The organism is Caldanaerobius polysaccharolyticus DSM 13641 (genome assembly GCF_000427425.1).
In the GTDB taxonomy this organism is placed as follows: domain Bacteria; phylum Bacillota; class Thermoanaerobacteria; order Thermoanaerobacterales; family Caldanaerobiaceae; genus Caldanaerobius; species Caldanaerobius polysaccharolyticus.
Window position 1 is genome coordinate 114,764 of sequence record NZ_KE386494.1, and the last position, 23,096, is coordinate 137,859.

At 39.5% G+C, this 23,096-nt stretch carries 15 protein-coding genes; 1 reads left to right on the plus strand and 14 read right to left on the minus strand.

All coding sequences use genetic code 11. From position 1 onward, the window contains the following. Both CALPO_RS0101560 and CALPO_RS0101565 read right to left on the minus strand, forming a co-directional pair. A complete protein-coding gene (locus CALPO_RS0101560) occupies positions 1–909 on the minus strand; it encodes a carbohydrate ABC transporter permease (protein ID WP_169736174.1) in 909 nt (302 codons plus the stop codon). 70 nt (positions 910–979) lie between these two features. Next, on the minus strand, positions 980–2,323 hold the full coding sequence (locus CALPO_RS0101565) for an ABC transporter substrate-binding protein (protein ID WP_026485756.1): 1,344 nt from the start codon (positions 2,321–2,323) through the stop codon (positions 980–982). A gap of 559 nt (positions 2,324–2,882) precedes the next feature. Between CALPO_RS0101565 and pepT the strand changes: the two genes are divergently transcribed. Then, complete coding sequence (gene pepT / locus CALPO_RS0101570) at positions 2,883–4,124, plus strand: peptidase T (protein ID WP_026485757.1); 1,242 nt, start codon at positions 2,883–2,885, stop codon at positions 4,122–4,124. Positions 4,125–4,166: 42 nt separating this feature from the next. On the opposite strand, the gene CALPO_RS0101575 is transcribed toward pepT, so the two are convergent. From CALPO_RS0101575 to CALPO_RS0101630, 12 genes are all read right to left on the minus strand, one after another. Further along, positions 4,167–4,619, minus strand: a complete 453-nt coding sequence (locus CALPO_RS0101575; RefSeq protein ID WP_026485758.1) for a MarR family winged helix-turn-helix transcriptional regulator — start codon at positions 4,617–4,619, stop codon at positions 4,167–4,169. Between the two features lie 13 nt (positions 4,620–4,632). After that, a complete protein-coding gene (locus CALPO_RS0101580) occupies positions 4,633–5,862 on the minus strand; it encodes an efflux RND transporter periplasmic adaptor subunit (protein WP_026485759.1) in 1,230 nt (409 codons plus the stop codon). Then, positions 5,859–8,936, minus strand: coding sequence for an efflux RND transporter permease subunit (locus tag CALPO_RS0101585; RefSeq protein WP_026485760.1), 3,078 nt, complete (start codon positions 8,934–8,936; stop codon positions 5,859–5,861). Before CALPO_RS0101585 ends, CALPO_RS0101580 begins: the two co-directional genes overlap by 4 nt. Before the next feature lie 111 nt (positions 8,937–9,047). Then, positions 9,048–10,070: a DUF1646 family protein gene (locus CALPO_RS0101590; RefSeq protein ID WP_026485761.1), complete on the minus strand. Its 1,023-nt coding sequence runs from the start codon at positions 10,068–10,070 to the stop codon at positions 9,048–9,050. A 154-nt stretch (positions 10,071–10,224) separates the two neighbouring features. Then, a complete protein-coding gene (locus CALPO_RS0101595) occupies positions 10,225–11,055 on the minus strand; it encodes a carbohydrate ABC transporter permease (RefSeq protein WP_026485762.1) in 831 nt (276 codons plus the stop codon). Beyond that, complete coding sequence (locus CALPO_RS0101600; protein ID WP_035172240.1) at positions 11,052–11,909, minus strand: carbohydrate ABC transporter permease; 858 nt, start codon at positions 11,907–11,909, stop codon at positions 11,052–11,054. The genes CALPO_RS0101595 and CALPO_RS0101600 overlap by 4 nt, the downstream gene beginning before the upstream one ends. Positions 11,910–11,981: 72 nt before the next feature. Continuing rightward, on the minus strand, positions 11,982–13,316 hold the full coding sequence (locus CALPO_RS0101605; protein ID WP_026485764.1) for an ABC transporter substrate-binding protein: 1,335 nt from the start codon (positions 13,314–13,316) through the stop codon (positions 11,982–11,984). A 120-nt stretch (positions 13,317–13,436) separates the two neighbouring features. Next, positions 13,437–14,966, minus strand: a complete 1,530-nt coding sequence (locus CALPO_RS0101610) for a response regulator transcription factor (RefSeq protein WP_026485765.1) — start codon at positions 14,964–14,966, stop codon at positions 13,437–13,439. Then, positions 14,959–16,779 (minus strand): sensor histidine kinase, encoded by a 1,821-nt coding sequence (locus CALPO_RS0101615; protein WP_026485766.1) that lies wholly within the window; start codon positions 16,777–16,779, stop codon positions 14,959–14,961. The genes CALPO_RS0101610 and CALPO_RS0101615 overlap by 8 nt, the downstream gene beginning before the upstream one ends. Positions 16,780–16,863: 84 nt before the next feature. Beyond that, a complete protein-coding gene (locus tag CALPO_RS0101620; RefSeq protein ID WP_026485767.1) occupies positions 16,864–19,524 on the minus strand; it encodes a family 78 glycoside hydrolase catalytic domain in 2,661 nt (886 codons plus the stop codon). 209 nt (positions 19,525–19,733) lie between these two features. Then, positions 19,734–21,980: a glycoside hydrolase family 3 C-terminal domain-containing protein gene (locus tag CALPO_RS0101625; RefSeq protein ID WP_026485768.1), complete on the minus strand. Its 2,247-nt coding sequence runs from the start codon at positions 21,978–21,980 to the stop codon at positions 19,734–19,736. Positions 21,981–22,163: 183 nt separating this feature from the next. Then, positions 22,164–23,036, minus strand: coding sequence for a type 2 periplasmic-binding domain-containing protein (locus tag CALPO_RS0101630; protein WP_026485769.1), 873 nt, complete (start codon positions 23,034–23,036; stop codon positions 22,164–22,166). Positions 23,037–23,096: the final 60 nt, after the last annotated feature.

Below are 23,096 nucleotides of genomic sequence, written 5' to 3' on the forward strand. Positions count from 1 at the left end.
TTATGCTTCCTCCTTTTTAAACAATCCAAAAAGTCCCAGCTGAACTATATTTACTATTAAAACTATTGCCAACAACACTATACCTATTGCTGCACCCAATCCTAAGTTTCCATTTTCAAAAGCTTGTTGATACAAATAAGCCACAATTGTCAATCCTGCGTCTTCAGGTGAATGCGTTCCCCAGTAAATATAAGTTTCGGTAAACATAGCATATCCACCATATATACTGATAGTTAAAACATAAATAATCACAGGCCTTAAAAGTGGTAATGTCACATATAAAAATTTAGAAATCGTACCTGCCCCATCTATTTCTGCTGATTCATATAATTCTTTTGGTATGTTTTGTAACCCTGATAAAAAGTATATAATATTTACTCCCGTCCATCGCCAAGTTGCCAGTAATACTAAAAGAAACATCGCGACATTCACATCGGACAACCATGTTTTTGGCGGCAAACCAAATTTAGCTAAAAGCGCATTTGCAGGAGCAATAGAAGTATCTCCAAAAATCAATCTAAAAACTATGCCAGCAACTACAGCAGAAGTGAGTATAGGCATAAAAAGGGCTGCTCTAAAAAATTTTTTACCTATTAATTTTTCAGAGTTTAAACAAATTGCCAAAATTATAGGTATAGGAATCAAAATTAGCAACGTCCAAAAAGTATAACGCGTATTATTCCATAATGCCCTATAAAAATGGTAATTTAAAAGACTTTTATAATTCTCCAATCCTACAAACTTGACTTGGTCAGGCCCCATTATATTTTGAAAACTCATAATAAAAGCACTTACAGTAGGATATAAAAAGAACAATAGAAACGTAATCACAAACGGTAAAATAAAAAGATAGGGAGCCCATTTAGGGGAATATAATAAATCCGTCAAAAAGCTCTTCCCTTTCAACACATTTCCTCCTCTCAATTATCAGGAGATGCAAAAGCAGTGCGCTTTGCATCTCTTGATAATCTGCTAATAATTATTTTTTATTTTTTCGCAGTTCATCTGCTGCCGCTTTCAATGCCTGTTCTGGTGTGGCTTTATTAGTTCTTAAAACTTTATATAATACCTGATTTGCCAATAAATCATTGGCCGTAGGATTCAATTCAGTACTTCTCAATGAAGTAACATTACCTTTTGTAGACGACAAAAGAATCTTGAATATATCTTTTCCGTTGACAAAATACTGAGTATATTTATTGTCTCCAGGATTATTAGCAAGTTGTTCCCATACATCCCAACGCGGAGGATCAAAACCTAATACATTCCATATCTCAAGATTGGCTTCTTGTGTTCCCTTAGCAAAGTACAAAAATTTCTTTGCCAACTCCACATTTTTTCCTTGTAATGGCACTACAGTTCCTGTACCTCCAAGACCAATCGTAGGATATTTGTTGCCGTCTTTCCAAACGGGAACTGGGGCTACAAGTACTTTACCCTTCAAATCTGGCATATAACTTACAAACCTACTCATATACCAGAAAGGCATTATTACTGACGCTACATTTCCTTTATCAATCCATCCATAAGACTGCTCGGTATCAACTTGTCCTCCTGGAGCAACAACAGCTATCTGATCTTTATATATCATGTCATGCATAAATTGTAATGTTTTCACATTGACATCGCTATCTAAAATAACGTTACCATTTTCATCAAATATATCTGACCCTTGCTGTCCAATCATTGTATCAAATTCCCACATTGCAGTCTGAGAAAGAGCTACCATTGGCTTTCCTGTTTTGGCTTTAACAATTTTACCTGCTGCCACGAAATCATCCCATGTTACTATTTTACTAGGATCAATTCCTGCTTTGTCGAGAAGCTCTTTGTTGTAAAATGCCATTACACTGCCTCCATGGGTTGGCATTCCATAGAGCTTACCATCTTTGCTGTAAATTTGCAAGCGGGACTGTATAAATTTGTCCTTGTCACTTTGCACAAGATCAGTTAAATCCGCCAATTGCGGTGTACCTTTTAAGAATTGTGGGAATCTACCAATTTCCACATCAGCGATATCCGGTGCACCTACTCCTGATTGTAGTGCCACTAACAACTTATTGTGCATATCTTCATAAGGATAAGTAACTGCTTTCAATTCTATAGGTTGATCAGGATGCTCCTTATTCCACCTTTTAGCAGCATCATTATAAAGCTGCGCATGTAAACCTACAAAAGTCCATAAAGTTAATTTAGTAGGTCCTTTACTTTCACTACTGCCTCCTTGTTTAGTTGCTTGCGTCGAACCCTTCTGTCCGCAACCAGCTAATACTATCATTGACAATATAGAAAAAATGAGCACTATACTTAAAAACTTTTTCATCTAAAAAATCCCCCCAATAATAGTTTGCACAAATTAAGAACCTAACCTTTTTCACTCGTTCATCATCCACATTTCAAAATATATGTATATATAATTACTAACATTATAGTTATACGTATATTTACTATGCTCGGTATTTTAAATAAAAAGTACTAAATCCAACTCTAATCCTTTAAATTTATCACCTCTCAAAAATAATTCTTAAAATTTACAACTTAAAAGAACGTTTTTTGCTTTTATATCCCCTCCTTTTCATTTTGTAGTATACGTACGTCTTACAAACAAAATTTAAGATGTACGTATATCTCTCATCTCTCCTTTTTAGGATACTTCTTTATAAAAACATTTTCAAAGTCCAAATTCGGCCAAATTAATCGAATATTCGCCGTTTTTTTTTTTTTCAGAATATTGCTCGCGATTTCTCATTTTTCCTTCATTTTTCTTTTATATGCGCGTTTTGATTTACGGTAAAAGATATCAAAAAATTTTATGAACCTGAGCGCATATAAGGTGTATAATTACTATTGTTATCAATTATCATCAGATAAGGAGGAATCTTATGGAAAAATTGATAGAGAGGTTTTTAAAATACGTCAAATACGATACCCAGTCTAGCGAAAAATCAAACACATTTCCAAGCACACCAGGTCAGATATCCTTTGCCTATGATCTCGCCGGAGAACTTAAGGAAATAGGGCTTCATGATGTGGCAGTAGATGAAAACGGCTACGTTACAGCAACCCTGCCCTCCAACACAGATAAGAAAGTACCTGCCATAGGGTTTATCGCTCACATGGACACAAGCCCTGATATGTCAGGAAAGGATGTAAAACCCCAAATCGTAAAGGATTACAGCGGTGGCGACATTGTTTTAAATAGAGAAAAGAACATTATACTGTCGCCCGTGGACTTTCCCGAGTTAAAAAAGTACGCAGGTCACACCCTTATCACAACTGATGGCACTACTCTCTTGGGCGCTGACGATAAGGCCGGTATCGCAGAAATCGTGACCGCCTGTGAATACCTTATAAACCATCCCGAAATAAAACACGGCACCATAAGGATAGGATTCACGCCAGATGAGGAAGTAGGCAAAGGCGTAGACAAATTTGACGTAAAAAAATTTAGCGCTGAATTTGCATACACCGTTGATGGAGGCGGTGCAGCTGAAATCCAATATGAAAACTTTAATGCGGCAAGTGCAACTGTCACGATAAAGGGGTTAAATGTTCATCCAGGCTCAGCAAAGGGCAAGATGAAAAACTCCATAACGATAGCTATGGAATACGCAAGTAAGCTGCCCAAAGGCGAAGTACCTGAGATGACAGAGGGGTACCAAGGATATTACCACCTCAATAACATAGAAGGCAGTGTAGAAAGAACAGTTTTGTATTATATACTAAGGGATTTTGAAGAACAAGGTCTCGCCAACAGAAAAGCGATGATGAACAAGGTATCTGAAGAGTTAAACGCAAGATACGGTCCCAATACTGTCCATGTAGAGTTAAAAGACCAGTATTACAACATGAAAAAAATCATCGAAAAAAACATGTACATTGTAGATATAGCCTGTGATGCCATGAAAAGCGTGGGATTAAAACCCCAGGTTGTGCCCATAAGAGGAGGAACAGATGGAGCCAGGCTTTCGTATATGGGACTTCCCACGCCGAATATCTTTACAGGGGGACATAACGGACATGGTAAATATGAGTACGCGGTTGTAGAAGAGATGAAAAAGGCGGTGGAAACCATTGTAGAAATCGCCAGATTGTGCGCTGAAAAGTTAGGTGAGAAATCTTAAAGGCTGCCCCTTTAAGGCAGCCTTTTATACGGTGAACCTACTTTAATGGTGAAGGGAAGGTCCTACTATCTTTTCTATAAGACACGTTATGGTTTTTACTGCTTCAATAGCTTCCCTTATCTCTTCATCATTTAGGTTTGAGCATTTTTCCTTTATAAGTTTATCTATTACGTCTAATTTGTTTTCCAGGTACATCTTGCCTTCATCGGTTATCTCTATGTAAATCTTTCTGCGGTCCTCACTGGACAAATTCCTTTTAACGTATCCCAGGTCCTCAAGATAATCTATTATAGGGGTCATATTAGATTTTCTTACCGAAATGATATTTCCTATCCTGGATATAGGCATAGGACCATATTTATCCAGTACCATCAGCACGCCCAGATCTTTTGAGAAACCCTCGTCTAAAAAACTAAAGATGTAATTTATAAACCTGTGCAGCCTTATGGGAAAAAATAAGAACATATCCCTTAATTCTTCTTGTATATCTTGCATCAAACGACCATCCTCATCTTACAGTATTTACTGTTTCGCCTTCAGCAACAAAGCTCTGGCCCTCTATTACGACCACAGCCCCTTCCCTCAAACCAGAGGTTATCTGCGTATTCTTGCCATCAGATATCCCTGTGCTCACAATTACTTTCTTGATTTTTTTATTTTCCACCGTATAGACAAACTGTATTCCGTTTTCTACCATTATCGCATCGCTGGGTATTAGCACACAGTTGTCTGCCTTCTCCGATGGCAACGGTATTTTTGCAAAAGAACCGGGTTTGTACTTTCCATCGCTGTTATTTATCAACACTTTTACGGTAAAAAGATGGCTTCGGGCATCTGCACTGGGGGATACGCTATGCACAATCCCCTGCACCTCGCTATCGCCCAAATCTAATTTAACACCGACATTTTGCCCCTCTCTGAGCTTAACCGCTACCGTGCCAGGTACACTAGCTACGGCGTACAATTTGGTCAAGTCATCAATAACGTAAGCAGGCGACGAATTGGAAACCATCTGGCCAACTTCCACGCTCTTGGACTCCACTACGCCGCTTATAGGTGCTGTCACAGTAGCACCTTCTTTTTGTAAAAGCAGCACATTCTCTGCAGCCTGAGCTTGTTTTACCTGAAGAGCAGCTGTATCCACCGCATCGGGTATGACCTTAGAGTTCAGCGCATTCAAGTTATCCGTGGCGCTGTCAAGTTGGATCTTGGCGCTGTCAAGCTTTGCTTTTGCCTCATTTACATCTTTTTCAGACGCTAACCCCTTTTTGTATAGCGCATACACATTGTCATAAGCCTTTTTAGCTTCATCGTACTGAAGCTGTGCCGCCTTTTTGCCATACTGAGCCTGGGATAGCTGCTGGGCAAAAAGGGAATTCTTTGTCCTCTTAAGATTGGATTCGCTAAGGTCCACGTTGACCTTGGCCTGATTTAATTGGGCATCTATGTCCTTTGTATCAAGGGCAAAAAGTACGTCGCCCGCATTGACTTTATCGCCCACATCGGCATTAACCCGTGCTACCTTGCCGGGAGTTTTGGCAAACACCATAACCTGCCTGTATGGCGTCAGTACGGCGGGATAATCCGCCGTCAGCTCCAGGGAACCTTTTTTAGCAACAGCCGTTTTTACTGTCTTTATCTCATTTTTCACCGTCGCCTTTTTGGCACTGCAGCCAGAGACAATTAGCGTTAACACCGTCAAAGATGTGATTACAAACAAAAGTGCGCCTCTTTTCATTGCTCCACCCCCTGATTCAATGACCTATGGCCTCTTACCTTTTTCTTTAGGTCATCAAGCATGGCGTAAACAACAGGTATAAGCACTGGTGTCAAAACGGTGGACGTTATAAGCCCTCCTATCAAAACCACCGCCATACCCGACTTCACCTCGCTGCCCTCATTTAAAGCCAGCGCAGCTGGCAACATGCCCGCTATCATGGTTATAGACGTCATAAGTATAGGCCTCAGTCTCGTTGTACCAGCCTCTATTAATGCGTCCTTAAATGCCAGTCCTCTTTTCATAAGGGTGTTGGTGTAATCAATCAGTAATGTACCGTTTTTTGATGCCAGTCCGTCCAGCATGATAATACCTATAAGCGACACGATATTCAACGACTTGCCTGTTATCGCAAGGGCGACCAAAGCACCTATGGCGCCGCAGGGCAGAGACAACATCCTGAGAAAAGGCGTAAGGAAAGATTCATACAATACCACAAGAATCATGTATACCAAGATCACTGAGATAATAAGGGCTTTTATAAGAGAATCAAAAGAAGTAGCCATATTCTGCTGGTCACCACCCAACGTTATCTCATACCCCGGAGGAATTTGAAGCTTATCTATTTTCTCCTTTATGTCCTGCGTAATGCTTCCCAAAGGCCTGCCCGATACATTGGCCGACACGGTTACCAGTTCCCTTTTATTTAACCTTAACTTCTGAGGAGGCGAATCCGACGTATAAATCCTGGCCACCTGGTTAAGCCTTACCTGCTGACCTGTAGAATTTGAAATCTTTATTGTCCCGATGTCGTAAGGCGTCATGCTGCCGCTATACTTTACAGTTATTTCGTACTCATCGCCGTTTGCCCTGTAGATACCCGCACTGGCCCCTTCATTCGATGCCGCCTTAACAGAAGTGTAAATATCCCCAGGCCTTATGTTGTAAAATGCTGATGCAGCGGGGTCAATCTTGATATTTACTTCACTTTGATTGAGCATGGCGGTGCTATCCACATCTCGGGTTCCAGGCGTGGTTCTGACAATGTCCTCCACCTTTTTTGCAATCTGCCGTACCACATCAATATTGTCACCAGTGACATTCACCGCAACGGGTTTATCGCTGTCCTCAGAAGTGCGTCCTACCAAGCTGTTTTCTGTCACCGATGCGTCAATACCTGGTATAGATGCAAGATACTCCCTGACTTTTTCTGCTACCTCACTTTGAGATAGCTTTCTGTTCCTTTTATCTACAAGGTTCACCGTTATAGAAGCAGTTGATGGATCACCCTGAATTCCCACCTGGGATATAAAATCCTTCACCTCGGGCAAGCTCTTCAAGTAGCGTTCTACCGCTTTTACTTTTGTATCTGTCCTATTTATACTAGAATTCGGATCTGTCCTCAAATTTATTGTAAAGGCGCTTTGATCGGTATTAGGCAGAAATTCCGCGGTTATATAATTTAGGGGTATAAGAAGTATGCTCGCGATAAAAGCAATCAATACCAAGCTGACTATTTTCCATCTGTTATCTATCGACCAGATTAAAAATCTTCTATATCTTTCTGTTAGCGCTTTGAGTTTGTTTTGAAAATAGCCTTCTCTATCCGGCGCTTTTCTATTAGGTACTGATTTTAATACCCTTGATGCTAGCATGGGTGTTAGAGTAAAGGATACAGCAAGCGAAAAACTAGTAGCAAAAACCACTGTGAGGCCAAACTCCCTAAAAAATTTTCCTACCATGTCCGACATAAAGGCCACAGGTCCAAACACGACGATGTCACATAAAGTTATAGCTATAGCAGCCATTGCTATTTCCCTTCTGCCGTTTATTGCCGCGTGTATAGGATCTTCTCCCCGCTTTATGTGCCTTTCTATATTCTCTATGATCACAATAGAATCGTCTACCAGTATACCTATTGACACTGACAAAGCCAACAAAGACAAAAGGTTCAGCGTAAAATGAAACACGTACATCATAAAAAACGTAGCGATAAGCGAAGTGGGAATTGCTACCAATACTATAAATGACGACCTTAACTGCCCTAAAAAAAGCAACATGACTACAGCAGTAGTTATTACCCCTTCAATGAGGTTTCTCTTTATCTCCTTTAGAGTGGCATTTATAAATTTTGAGGAGTCGCTCGCTATGTTTACCTTTACTCCTTTTGGCAGTTCTTTTTGTATTGCTTCTAGGTCTTTTTTTACCCTATCTGTTGTTTCAACTATATTGGCATCGCTTTGCTTTTTAATAAATATGCCTATAGCTGTTTTGCCATTATCTCGAACATAACTTTGAGCAGGAGGATATTTTAGCGATACGTCTGCAATCTCGGATAAAGGTATAGAGTCTCCTGTAAGAAGGGGAATTCTTAAGTTTTTTACATCGTTTATGTCTTTAAATTCTCCCGCTATTTTAATTGTTTCGCTCCTATCGCCGTTATCTAATTTGCCTGTTGGAATGTCTACATTACTGGATTGTATAACGTTTGCTACCATAGATGGAGTAATACCGTAATAATCCATTTTTGTCCTGTCAAGAGCTATTAGGAGCTGTTTTTTGTATGCCCCTTCAATGGATACTTCTCCTACACCATCGACCTTTTCGATTTTCTGTTTTACTTCATTAGCCGCGTTGTAAAGTTCATCGTACGGTACTGAACCCGATATAGTAAGTATAAGTACAGGCATAGCATCTTTATTGTATTTCATGACCACAGGCCTTGAAGCATCCTTGGGCAAATCACCGGATATACTCGCTATAGCCTGTTGAACATCGTTAAAGGCGTTGTTTAAATTGGTACTCATGGAGAATTTGAGTATGTTGTAGCAATAGCCGTCATTTGAGACCGATCTTACCGTTTCAATGCCGCTTACACCTGATACGGCGTCTTCAATAGGCTTTGCCACTTCCTTTTCTATTTCATCTGCGCTGGCCCCAGGATATGTAGTGAATATGGTTATGTACGGAGTGTCTATCGACGGCAATAAATCGGCACCTAGATGGTTATAACCGTAAACCCCTAATCCCATTACGAATAAAACAACCATCAATACCCCAAGAGGTTTTTTAACAGATAATTCTGTGACCCCCATTTAATCTCTCCTTTAATTTTAATTATGTTCTATAACAGTTATATTATATAACCATTAAGTGCAGAAGTCAATTTGATAACTAAAGAATGCCTGGCTGTACACCAGGCATTCTTAAATTATAAACAGTACAGCAAAATACACTAATAAAAGTGTTATACCTATAGGAACGCCGATTTGCGCCCATTCCGTACTTTTTATTTTTAATTTGCCTGCACAAATAATGTTCGGAATGTTGCCGGGAATTAACATACCACCGCTAATTATTAGGCCCATTAATATAGCCCTTACCTGTTCCTGGGTCATTAGAGGAGAAAACTCCGCTGCTGCCAGCGTAGCATTATCAACAATCGCTGAAATTGTATTTACCCAATATAATAGTTCGCTTTTCATCTTAACAATGTACACGTCAACGATGGGTTTAAACCCTGTTCCCAAAAGTTCTAACGCAACTACAAATACAAACACTTTGAACGCTCTGATAAGCACATCTCTTACATTTTCACTATCTTCGATCTCTCCTGTAAGATCCACGTCATTATTATTCTTTCTCGCAAAAAACATACCAATCAGTCCCATGGCCAATATGGCGAGTATAACATCTATCCCTATTAGTCTAATCAAATAAAAGAAGTCGGTATTTAATTTTGAAACGACGATTGTAGACAGTGGCTCTCCAATAGGCGTCAAAACAGCACCAAGGCCGATGGAAAAACATGCAGCAACAATTATATTTATCTTTGCTTTCCTTGCAAGAGGCAAACAACTGACGATCTCCACAAGTATCAATGAGGCGATTATCGCTGTAATAACGCTTGATATAAGGCCAAGAAAAACCACTATAATAAAAACAAAAAATCTTAACGATATTCTATTCACAAGTTTTTCAATACCGGCCTTTAATTTCTCTCTAAATAGCGTAAAAATTAGCCCCGCGATTAAAACTGCTAAAGTAATGTAATACATCAAGGGGTTTTTAAAGACGCGTAAAAACAAATCTGTACTGACCTGTTTTGACACAACAACCGACACAATACCCATGGCAAAGAGAAAATACTCCAAGTTGTGTTCAATTACTTTTACCATAAATGGGAGCACAAAGATAAGAATGAGAATAACAGCCAATGCTATAAGCACTTAGAAGCCTCCTTCGCTTTTTCTTATATCATTTACCATCACATATAATATATTATATTATAACATAAAATCCGGTTTTGTAGAAAAAAAGAAGAAATACTGCATAAATAATGCCTGGCTGCATACCAGGCATTACTTAAATAAATCAAAAATATTAACCTTTTACAGCTCCCGCCACCATTCCAGCTACAATTTTTTTGTTAAAGAAAATAAATAGTATTAGCGGTGGAATTGATATCAATACGACGTCAGCAAAAAGCAAGTTCCAAGACGTAATATATCGACCCATAAAATAGTAAAGAGAAAGTTGCACTGTTACATTATCTGCTCCCGGAAGAAAGTATAGCGGGTTAACGAAATCATTGAAAATAGTTAAACCTGAAAGAACAATTATTGTGGATGTAACCGGTTTTAGGAGCGGAAATATGATCTGGAAAAACAACCTTAGACCTCCACATCCATCAATAACAGCGGCTTCATCGATTTCACGGGGTATAGTGGCTATAAAACTCCTATACAGTATAGCTGCAAAGGGGAATGACAACGCTACTTCCACAAGGATCATTCCCGATAGTGTTTTAAACAAGCCAATCGCCCGTAAAACCCATATAGTTGGCACTATTGAAGGTGGTATCATAAGCCCTGAAAGGACAAGGAAATTTATATACGGAGACGCTTTGCCGTTCCTGCGCTGCATTACAAATCCTGCCATTGAGCCCACAATTATTAAAACGATAATTGAAAAAACGGTAATAACCGTGCTGTTAAAGAACGCCCGAATAACCATTCCGTCTTCAGCGGTCAGAACGGCCCTGTAGTTTTCAATAATCTGAAATGTTTTCGGCCAAGCTATACTCATATCTGCTGCCTCTGTTGGGGTTTTAAATGAGTTTATAGTTACAAAGTAAAGGGGAACTCCAAAAATTAATAATGCCAAAAAGACAGCAAAAGATTCTACCGCAAAATTTTTAATCCTATTAGTCATAACTCCACCTCGCTTTTTGTAAGAAATCTGTACAATGGGAAAGCCAAAACCGCTATAAATATAAAAAGAATAACGTTACCCGCTGTAGAAAGTCCATAGAAACCAGCAGCATACTGTTTATAAATTATCGAGGAAATAAGATCTGTACTAAAGCCCGGCCCGCCTTTTGTCATAACCCATATAAGGTCAAAAGTACGTAGACCGCCTATAAATGAAAGGATTATTACGGTGTTCATAGCAGGACGACAAAGCGGCAGGGTGATATTCCAGAACTTATCAAAGGAGTTTCCGCCGTCAACTACGACGGCCTCGTAATACTCCTTGGGAATTGACATGATACCCGCAATGTAAATAACTGTAGCTATGCCAACACCTTTCCACACATCTACAAATATGACCGACAAAAGTGCAATTTTGGTATTGCCCAACCAATCAGGTCCTGTAATGCCAATTGTAGCAAGTGCCTTATTGATAACACCTAGAGTGGGATGCATCATACTGGTGAAAGCAACGCCAACCGCCACTGTGCTTAAAATAGCCGGGAAAAAAACCATTGCACGCAGGAAATCTTTAGTCTTGATATTCGTACAAAGAAATGTAGCAAGTAAAAGGCCAAATACGACCTTCAGCCCACTTGTCAATACAGCGTAAATGATGGTGTTTTTAAAACCTATATTTAACGAGGGTTCTGAGAAAAATTCAATAAAGTTCTCCAAACCATTAAACCGCCAATCTGTAAGGGTCCACCATGTCATGCTAAAAAAGAACGACATTGCCATCGGTAACAAGAACAATCCACCATAAACAATACCTGCAGGTAAAAGGAAGTTATAGGAATATAGCTTTTTTGACATTTTGCCCACTTTTATCTCTCCTCCTCAAAAGATTGGTCCTACCTGAAAACAGTAGGACCATTATATACATATTTACCATCCCTGGAGTCCAAGTTGCTTGGCTTGCTTTTCCACATCCTTATCATATTCTGCAGCAGCTTCTTTTGGCGACTTAGCGCCGCTACCGTTCTCCACGCAAATCTGCGGAAGATTTGGCCCTTTTAAAGGCGTAAGGAACTCAAGGGCAGGAGCAATCTTGCCTTCCTTAAAATACGGGAGCAGATCCTTGACAGCTGCAAACGTATCCTCTGGAAGATTTACACCCTTTATGGGGAAGGGACCCTGTGCTTTTTCCTTTGACAGAAAAGCATCAATACCCTCTTTTGAAACGAAAAATTCTACCCATTTCTTTGCAGCATCGATATTCTTACTGTTCTTGTATATATATATCCCAGCAGGCATCCACACGGTAAGACCGTTTTTGTCAGCGCTATCCCCAGGCTGCGCAAATGCACCTATATCGTCGATTTTGTCAGGAAAATTCCTGTAGATATTGGGAAGAGCGACGGTAAGCATAGGATAATGTGCTCCGGTACCTTCAGCAAGCATTTTTAAAGCTCTATCGTAAGTTGTAGCGAGAAAATCTTTATTCATATAGCCTTTTTTAAATATTTCCTGTTGCTTCTCAAAACTTCTAAGGGCTGCAGGAGTTGTGGCAAACTTTGCTTTATTAGCAGTAAAATCTGTCGCAAAATTAGGATCCTTAACTTGTACATTGTAATAATCTGCCAGTACAATAAGTTGAGAGGTCCAGTCATCTTTGTACGATCCAATCACAGGCGTTTTACCAGCTGCCTTAATCTTTTCAAGGTTAGCCAAAAGCTCATCCCAGGTTTTTGGAACTTTAAGTCCAAGTTCATTGTATACTTTTTTATTATAAAGCCAGACGCCTGCAGCCGTGGTACCCCCTGGTATTCCATATACCTTCCCTTTGTAGCTTACGGTAGCTTTAAAAGCATCGTCGAAATTGGCTACATAAGGTTCGTCTGTAAGGTCCACAAAGTTAGCTTCAGGGTTAAGGGCCTGAAATAGCGAACCTGAGTTATAATAGCACAGATCATCCATCTCTCCTGTAGCCAGACGGGTCTTTACAATGTTATCACCCTCTGAACCACCCGGGCGAAGGTCGATTTTGGTTTTGATCCCGGTCTTTTTCTCAAAAGCCTCTATTACAGCTTTAATACCATCGAGTGAGCTTTGATTGTCGACTAGGAGTGTAAGCGTAGTTCCTTTCTCCGACGTTTTACTTTGTTCGCCGGACTTTGATGTCTCCTTTGAGGTTGTCTTTGAACCACAGCCTGTAAGCAACGTAAAAAGAATTGCTACAGCAGTCATCAGTGAAATAATTTTCCTTGTGCTTATACTCATATTCTTTCCCCCTCGTTAATTATTTTAAAATCACGAGTTTATTTTATATTAACTATCAACTGCAATACATAGATTAAACAGAACATCTCTATGTAAAATCCAAAACTTATTTTTAGGCTTTTATCCTGTTGCTATTTTTGCTGCATATTCTGATGGGGGCATACCTGTTATGGATCGAAAAACGCGACTAAAATAGAATTGGTCGCTATAGCCTACGATTGAAGCTACATCCTTCAATGGCATATTTGGGTTTTCCTCAATAAGCCGCTTTGCCTTATCAATCCTTCTCATCGTCAGATATTCGTTAAAGGACATGTTTTCGTATTTGCGGAATAACCTGCTTAAATAAGTTTGAGATATTCCAAATACAGAGCATACAGATTGGAGAGAAAGTTGTTCCGATATATTTTGCTCCAAATACTCCTCTATAGATCTAAAAAAGGCTAGTGTATCCACTTTATAGTGTCTTTTTTCATCGTGTTGTACAATTTTTTTCACAATCTCCCATATATTAGCCATAAGTTCGCCAAAAGTAGTTGAATAGTATAGCGCCTCATCCAACATAAATTCAATATCGCAGTTCTGATCCTCACTAAACGTTGTAGAATATTTTTTGATATGATAAAGTATTTGCCGCAAATTGCTCTCAACCCACAATTGAGTGCGTTTTTCCCTCTCCCATGTATTAAAAAGCTTTATAAATTCTTGCTTTAGCTCATCGTACATTCTATTTGTAACAAGAAAGCCTATCTTGTTTACCAATACCCCGTCTAAAACCGGATGAATCTCCAGATTACAACGGGTTTGAGGTGAGTCAAAAATTACCTGGGAAAGGCCGATGACTATGTTGTTATCCAATGTGCGGTACAGGTTCGCAATGGTCTTTTTGCAGTCAGATAATTCAAATAATTTTGAAGTGAAAGCTATAGTGTAATAGCCGTCGGACAGTTTGGGGCCAATCTGACCAACCATCTCTTTAAAACGATTTTGCTGAGCATGGCTTTCTGGAGCATGGAAAAAAATCAATTCCCTTTCGTCTCTACCAGGTAAAATCCATGTGTTTTTAAAGCGCGTAACATTAGACAATATGCCAATTCCATCATCAATATTATATCCCGCCGCATGCTTTGAGGCGAATCGTGAGGGTAAACCGTTTTGGCGTAAAATCGCCGCCGAATAGTACTTATATGGAAGATATCTTTCTGCCTGCCAGCTCTCCACCGCCTTTCCGTTCAAAATTTGCTTGAGCAGCAGTACGCATCTTTCATAGCGCTCCTTTTCGATTCTTTCCTTGATGGTGTCCAGCAGACTTTTTAATTGTTTAGGATTTACCGGCTTTAGCAAATAATCAACGACGCCAGATTTTATCGCACCTTTAGCGTATTCAAAATCCTGATATCCGCTCACTATCACCGAATAGATAAACGGAAACTCTTCCCTAACTCTGGCCACAAGCTCTATCCCATCCATACCTGCCATCTTTATATCAGTTATGACTACATCAGGTTTTAATGATCGAATTTTTTCTAGCCCATCAATACCGTTTTCTGCTGTGCCAATAATCTCAAAACCATTGCACCGCAATTCTATAATAGCCTTAAGATAACGCATTGCTGAAGGCTCGTCTTCTACAATGACAACCTTAACCATTATTATCACACTCCTTTTTTAACCCTGTAGGTCCGCCTATTGTAACCTGTGCACCGCCTGTGGGGATATTTCCCAGATGGAATACAAATTTGTTGTTATAAAACAGTGCTAATCTTCCAAAGGTGTTAACAAGTCCCATACCACCAATTGCAAAACTGGTTTTTGTTTTCCCTTCGCCAAGTTCCGCTTTCATGTTTTTTATCTTTTTTTCCAGATCATTTAGCACATCCGGGTCAAAACCCTGCCCATTGTCAGTGATTTTAATATACCACCATCCATTTGATAGATAACCCTCAATTTTTATTTTCATAATTGTTCGTTCTTTTGTAAAACCGTGGTTTATCGAGTTTTCAACAATAGGTTGCAGTACTATTTTGGGTATTTCCTCCCGGCAAATAGCATCGTCAACATCAATGCTAAATTCAAGCATGTGCTCAAACCTTTTCTTCATAAGTAACAGGTAGTTGCGAACATGGTCCAATTCTTCACCTATTGTGGCTGAGCGCTTTTTTGTGGAAGTTGAGTAGCGCAGCATAGATGCAATGCTATCGCATATCTCACAAATTTCATCATCGCCATTCTCAATGCCCTTATTTGAAAGGACGTTGAGGATATTATAGATGAAATGCGGGTTAACCTGCGACTGAAGGGAATCAAAGCTCGCTTGCATTTGAAGCCAGTGGGATTTGATTTCCTGCTGCACCGCATCGTTAAGCCTTTCTCGTAAGCGTTGAAAGGCCTTGTTAAGAGCCGCGATTTCATCACTTGAGCTTTCAATATTTATCTGTTCTGGCAGGTTTTGCAGCTCGATATGCTCCATTTTTTCTTTTAACTCTTTTATGGGCCTGGTTAACTGCCTGGAAAAAATATACATATAGACAAATGAAATGATGATTATTACAATGCCGCTTGTTATAGTCATATTGCGTGTAAACAAAAAGGGTTTTAGCAGTGCAGCCCTGTCCTGTACAATGATAACTTTTATTCCCGTATAATCGGAGTTGGTGCCTATCACGACTTCGTTTTTACCAGTGATTGTATTTTTCTTTACAAATGGAAAATCTGTTACTTTGGTAGCTAGGTGCGAGTAGTAGTTCAGCAACGCGCTGTCAGTTATACCGCTGTCGTAAAATATTTCACCGCTACCTGTGACGGCAATTACTCTTGTACTGCTCTCGTCAGGTACGGCAAACAATTTTTTCAACTCAGAATACGGTTGTTGTACCTCGATATACCCCATACCGCTTCTGGGCCATTGAACCGCACGCACTAATCCGTATACTTTGATAGGATTGTATTTTGCCCACGGATCCACATAAGGTGTAAGGATTAACGCTTTGCCTTTCATTCTATCAACACGACTCTTCCATTTAAACCTATTGATTAGATCTAGCAAATTTTCACTAACATTGTTTGTTCTGAAATTACTGGTTAAAAAATCGCCCTTGTTGTTAAAAACGCTTACGCGGTAAAAATTCCTATCTATAGAATAAGTTGTTAAAAGGATGGAAATGGTCCGTCTAGCTTCATCAATATAGGCAGAATTTTTAGGATTATTCCTATCCACCGTAATAAGACAGGCCATAGAAGATATAAAATTTTGGTTAGAGAGAAGGTTAGTGGTTATAAACTCCATAGAGCGAATACGGTTGTCAAGCTGCTGCGACATTTTCTGGGAAATAACCGCAAGATTAGAATAAGCGTTTTTTTCAAATGACGTAATGCTGTGTTTATAGAAACTCGCTTCGAGGACGATAACAAGAAATACAGTAAATAGGTAATAAGTCAATAACAGCCTTTTCTGAAAGCTCATGCATTATCCCACCATTTTAAGCAAAATATAATCTTAAAAATGCAGAAACAGAGTAATAAACTCTGTTTCTGCTTCAGAACTATTTTATTTCTTATACGGGTAAACAAACCTGTAATTTCCCGATCCAATTTCAGCTTCAGCACCGCCTGGACAATTAATGAATGATATATCATCAGCGTTAACCGTTTCGGCCAGTGCCCTAGGGAGAGTAACATGGGCTGTTGTATTAGGAGGCACAGTAACGTCAACTATCATGTTATCCCCTTCAATACTCCATTTGACGGCTATCTTACCGTAGACGCTTGTAAATTGGGCTTCTGCGTATGTCAATCCACCACCGGGTTGTGGTCTTATGAGAATGCGCTTGTAGCCAGGCATATCGGGGTCTGTATCCAGTCCGGCAACCACACGGTAAAGCCAGTCGCCAATAGCGCCGTACGCGTAGTGGTTGAAGGAATTCATATCAGCGCTCCACATGGAACCGTCAGGCTTTATTCCATCCCAGTGTTCCCAAACGGTGGTAGCACCCTTTTTTACCTGATATAACCAGGATGGATAGTCGTCTTTGAGCAGCAAGCTGTAGGCCGCATCGAGCTTGCCATTTTGGCTCAGCACATGGCAAAAGTACGGTGTGCCGAGAAAACCGGTGGTGAGGTGACCTCCATTTTCGTTAAGTAGGGCTATCAATGTATCAATAGTTCTGGCACGATGTTGATCCGGTACAAGATTAAACATAAGTGCAAGTATATGTGCCGTTTGCGTTCGCACAGCCAATCTCCCTGAAGGAGTAAAAAACTCATCTTGGAAAGCCTTTACAATATTGGCGTGAAGCCTGGAATATTCTTCAGCATCCTTTTCCTTGCCAAGGATTTTTGCGGCCCTTACAAGGAGTTCGGTGGAATAAGCATAAAAAGCAGTGGCAACTAAATCATTTGGTGTGGCTCCAAAGTAACTTCCTTCTTTTGCGTCAAGGGCAAGCCAATCTCCAAAGTGAAAACCGGTATTCCAAAGAACCCCATTCTGAGCGTGGGCGCGTATATATTCAACCCACCCTTTCATGCTTTCGTATTGCTCTTTTAAGATGCGTTTATCACCGTAACACAGGTATATTGTCCACGGACATATTACAGCCGCATCTCCCCACCCCGCGGAAGAATGATCTTGCTGTATCAATTTGTCATTTCCCATGGAGCCTCCTAAAACATCAGGAATAACATATGGAACGCCTCCATCTTCAAGCTGATCTGCTTTTAAATCTCGCAACCACTTTTTAAAAAATGGAGCGGTATTCATAAGAAAGCAGGCTGTACGTATGAACACCTGTGCATCACCTGTCCATCCGAGGCGTTCATCGCGCTGGGGACAGTCAGTTGGCACATCAATAAAATTGCCTTTCAATCCCCATAAAATGTTGTGTTGTAGCTGATTTATGAGCTCGTTGGAGCATGAAAAGCTTCCAGTAGGTTCCATGTCCGAATGAATCACTACAGCTGTGAAGGCATCTAATGATGGCTCACCTGGGTATTCTTCTATCATAACATACCTAAAACCTTGAAAAGTGAAATGAGGTTCAAAAGTCTCTGTTTCACCGCCTTTCAGGATATATTCAATACGCTGTTTCGCACTGCGAAGATTTTCCGTATAGAAATTGCCAGCAGCGTCAAGCACTTCGGCGTGCTTCAAAACCACTTTGTCACCAGGATTACCTTTCACAGTAAATTTTACCCAACCGGCTATGTTTTGTCCAAAATCAATAACCCTTTCTCCCTTTGGAGTCATAAACATCGATATAGGTTTAATCATTTCTTGCCTTCTTACCGGCAATCCATCCTGAGGGGTAAGTGTGGACATATCGTATTCAACAACTTCCACTGAATGCCAGTTGGAATCATCAAAACCCGGCATATTCCATCCCGGTTGCTCAAGACGAGCATCATAAATCTCGCCATGGTATATTTCGGAATATAAAATGGGGCTGTCAGAAGCTTTCCACGTTTCGTCCGTTACAACAATCTGTTCTCTTCCATCGACATAGCGGACAAGCATCTGCAGAAGCAACGCTGTTTGGCTGCCGTAGACATTACGCCTACCAAGCCAGCCGGCAAGATCTCCTTTATACCAGCCACAGCCGACCACGGCTCCCACCGCGTTGACACCATTTTTCAGTAAATTCGTCACATCATAGGTCTGATATTGCAGTCTTTTTTTGTAACTCGTCCAGCCTGGAGTAAATAAGTCGTCTCCTACGCGTTTGCCGTTGATATAAAGTTCATACATGCCAAGAGCTGTAACGTAAACCCTTGCAAAAGTTATTTCCCCATCCAGCGTAAACTCATGCCTAAGAAACTTACCTTTAGATGATTTACCTGCGCTGCTATCCTCAGGTGATATAAAGCGAGCTTTCCACTGAGACACATCCAGCAATGCGGTCTCAAAAAACCCTGTATCACTCCACGGGCTTTCCTGTCCATGGTTATCTGTTATCTTTACCCTGTAAAAATACCTTGTGGATGGCATTAGCGGAGGCCCATCATATTCTATATGGGCCGATTCAGACGAATTTACCACACCTGTATCCCATAATGGAGCAACAAAGCTATCATCTGTGGCAACTTGTAATCGAAAGGTCTTTTGCATTACATTTTTTATATCTGATTCGATTATCCATCCAAAGCGTGGCCTGATTTCACCAATGCCAATGGGGTTTTCTAAATATTCACACTTTAGTTTCGCCACTTTCAACACATCTACCCCTCCCAATCTCTATACAATTATCCACTTTTATTTTATCATTACATTTTGGGATATTACATAGATTAACCAAAACTCTGGAATGTATTTTTAAGTACTTACAGGCAAGAAAATGGTTAACTCTATGTACATGCCTATTATTATAAGAGCTTGGCAATAAAAAAAACAGCTGCTTTGCAAACGGCAAAACAGCTACTTCAAACTTATTCATTTAGCTGCTTTAACCATTCATCAATCATATCCTCATTGACCAGTCCTTGACTAAAAGAAATCGCATTCCTTAATGGGCTTTGGCTCAAAAACATCCTTATCAATTCATTGTTTTCACAGCCTAAAACCGACTTTTTAGCTACCAATTCCATTATTTTATTATAAATCTCTTCACCTTTGGGATCATCTTTCAAATCTTGTAGTATAGTGTTCCTATCAAAACTCTTTCTTAATTTTTGCGATGATTTAATATTTACAGTCTCCTTTAACAATATCTCTCTTGACGATTTACCCACTAAAATCTCGTATTCCCCTTCTTCCACATACCAGTCTTTGATTTCACATTCATAATATGCAAAGGCTCTTTTATTAAGTACAAATGAAATTTCTCTCTCTTCGCCTGGTCCTAAATATATCTTATCAAAAGCTTTTAATTCTTTTTCAGGCCTAATTACCAAACTGTTTTTCTTTCTCACATATAGCTGTATAATCTCTTTACCTGCTCTATTACCTGTGTTCTTCACCTTTACAAAAACCTTTAATGTATCATTATCATTTAATTCTTTTTTCTCAACTTTTATCCCAGTGTAATCAAATGTTGTATAACTTAAGCCATAACCAAATGGGAAAAGTACTTCCATATCTTTTTTGTCATAATACCTATACCCCACAAATATACCTTCCCTATATTCTACCCTATCTTTCTCTCCAGGGAAGTTTAAATACGAGGGATTGTCACTTAGCTTCTTGGGAAACGTCTCTGCCAGTTTACCACACGGATTCCCTTTGCCAAATAGTAGTTCTGCTATGGCCTTTCCTACTCCTTGTCCTGCTAAATAACATTCAAAAACACCTTTTACCTTGTCTATCCAGGGCATCTCGATAGCTGAACCATTCATTAAAACTACTATAACATTTTTATTAACCTTAGATACTTCTTCAATAACCAAATTATGTCCATCCGGTAATCTCATATGTTGCCTGTCATATCCTTCAGACTCATAACTTTCTGGAAGTCCTGCAAATATAATAACTACATCAGATTTTTGTGCAACCTCTTTTGCTTCACCTACTAACTGCGAAGTCGTCTCACCAATTATTAAGTCATAACCATCTGCGTATAAAACTTCTGCTCTATCCTGTACAATTCTTTTGATCTCTTCCAATGGAATGTCAATACTGGTAGGTGTTAGATGAGAACTCCCTCCACCTTGATAACGTGGCTCCTTTGCAAAACACCCTATTACACCTATGATTCCTTCTTCTCTTAGTGGCAACACCTGGTCTTCATTCTTTAATAGTATTATACTTTCCTTTGCGACTTCTTCTGCTAATATATGGTGTGCTTCCTTATCATAAACAGCATTTTCTTTTCTTTTTTCCACCGCTCTGAACACTATTGTTAATATTCTCTCAACAGCTTTGTCCAAAACTTTTTCTGAAAGTTGCCCACTTCTCACTGCTTCTACTATCTTTTTGTCATTTAAGCCTCCATTTCCTGGCATCTCTAAATCAAGCCCTGCTTCTAAAGCTTTAACCCTATCATCAACAGCTCCCCAATCAGATAGTACAATTCCATCAATTTCCCATTCTTCTCTGAGAATTTTTGTAAGTAGATACTTGTTTTGTGAACAGTATTCCCCATTTAACTTGTTATATGCAGCCATAATAGTCCATGGCTTTGCTTCCTTGATTGCTTTTTCAAAACTTGCAAGATAAATCTCTCTTAATGTTCTTTCATCAACTCTCGCATCTACAACAAGCCTTCTATATTCTTGATTATTTGCTGCAAAATGTTTTATAGATGTACCAACACCTTGACTCTGTACCCCTTTTATAAATGACGCAGCCAATTCAGATGACAAAAGCGGATCCTCAGAATAATACTCAAAGTTTCTCCCACAAAGTGGTGAACGTTTGATATTAACACCTGGCCCTAACAAAATCGAAACCCCTTCTGCTTGACATTCTTCTCCTATTGCAGCCCCAACTTTTTCAAGCAGAGCTCTATCCCACGAACTTGCCATACATGCCGCAGTTGGAAAACAAGTCGCAGGAACACTTTCACCAAAACCTCCATCCTTTGCTTTTCTTAATCCATGCGGGCCATCTGTCATCATTATTGAGGGTATCCCCAACCTCTCAATTGCCTTTGTATGCCATGCATCAAAGCCCGAACACAAACTTGCTTTTTCTTCTAATGTCATTTGCGAAACGAGATTTTTGATCTGCTGTTCCACTTATTTTGTCCCCCCTTGTTAAAATATTCTTGTTCAATTTGTGTTTACTTTGTTAATATTATATACATAAAGTAATGTGGACTACAATATAGATAACCAAAAACTCTGGAATGTACTTTTAAACACTTAACGGGAATGCTTTAAAAAAAGCATCCCCGTTAACATTTCATTTCATCAATCTTTTTACTTCTTTAGCCATGAGTCATAAGCACCCTGATATATTTTCAAAACTTTGTCGATACCCATGCTCTTAACATGCTGTACATAGTTATCCCATTCAGATAAAGGTTTTTCACCAAGGATAAATTTGGTTATATTTTCATCTACATATGTCTGGACATCAGCCATTATTTGATGCACTGTTTCATCATCTTGTTGATTAAAGCTTAATGCTGGTAAAGATCCGACTGCATACGGAACCATTTTCTTTAACGCCTCTATATTATAAGGTGGATTAAACTCTAAATGAGTATCATAGTTAAATAAACAAGGCCATGCACTTTGTATGGGCGAGAAAGTGCCTACTGCTTGTTTAGCGGATAAACCGTTAGGATTCTTTTGAACGAAGTCAGTATAGTGGTAATGGCCATCACTACTTTTAGTATAAGTTTTACCTTCGTAAGGGCCAAATGCAATAAAGGCAGATCCCTCTTCACTATAGAAATAATCTAGCCAGCGTATTGTAGCTTCAGGGCATTTATTATTTTTAGTGATTACAGTGTAAGCACCTAAATCCACACCACTCATAGGTTCTCTTTGATCGCCATAAGGTCCTTTTATTGGAGCAGCACCAACTACTTTAAAACCAGGAATGGTTTTTGGTAATGTCTCATTAAATGCCCTCAAATTTCCACCTAATAATCCGCGATAAGAACCGACAAGATTTTGAGCAACTTTAGCTTCAAATGCCTTCTCATCATTTGTCGCTATTTCTTTATCAATTAATCCTTCTTTATACATTTGTGCTATCCAAGTAATAGCTTCTTTATACCTAGATTCTATAGGACCATAGTGTATTTCCTTGCTATTTTTTGGCAAATAAAAACCATCTTCCACTCCCCAAGCTCTAACTAAAGAACGCGCAACACCTATTCCATTACCACTAAATGGTACTTC

Excerpts from the sequence above, each read along its gene's own strand:
- CALPO_RS0101605 (WP_026485764.1), bottom strand. The coding sequence starts at position 13,316 with ATGAGTATAAGCACAAGGAAAATTATTTCACTGATGACTGCTGTAGCA.
- CALPO_RS0101585 (WP_026485760.1), bottom strand. The coding sequence starts at position 8,936 with ATGGGGGTCACAGAATTATCTGTTAAAAAACCTCTTGGGGTATTGATG.
- CALPO_RS0101610 (WP_026485765.1), bottom strand. The coding sequence starts at position 14,966 with ATGGTTAAGGTTGTCATTGTAGAAGACGAGCCTTCAGCAATGCGTTAT.
- CALPO_RS0101575 (WP_026485758.1), bottom strand. The coding sequence starts at position 4,619 with ATGCAAGATATACAAGAAGAATTAAGGGATATGTTCTTATTTTTTCCC.
- pepT (WP_026485757.1), top strand. The coding sequence starts at position 2,883 with ATGGAAAAATTGATAGAGAGGTTTTTAAAATACGTCAAATACGATACC.
- CALPO_RS0101615 (WP_026485766.1), bottom strand. The coding sequence starts at position 16,779 with ATGAGCTTTCAGAAAAGGCTGTTATTGACTTATTACCTATTTACTGTA.
- CALPO_RS0101595 (WP_026485762.1), bottom strand. The coding sequence starts at position 11,055 with ATGACTAATAGGATTAAAAATTTTGCGGTAGAATCTTTTGCTGTCTTT.
- CALPO_RS0101565 (WP_026485756.1), bottom strand. The coding sequence starts at position 2,323 with ATGAAAAAGTTTTTAAGTATAGTGCTCATTTTTTCTATATTGTCAATG.
- CALPO_RS0101600 (WP_035172240.1), bottom strand. The coding sequence starts at position 11,909 with ATGTCAAAAAAGCTATATTCCTATAACTTCCTTTTACCTGCAGGTATT.
- CALPO_RS0101580 (WP_026485759.1), bottom strand. The coding sequence starts at position 5,862 with ATGAAAAGAGGCGCACTTTTGTTTGTAATCACATCTTTGACGGTGTTA.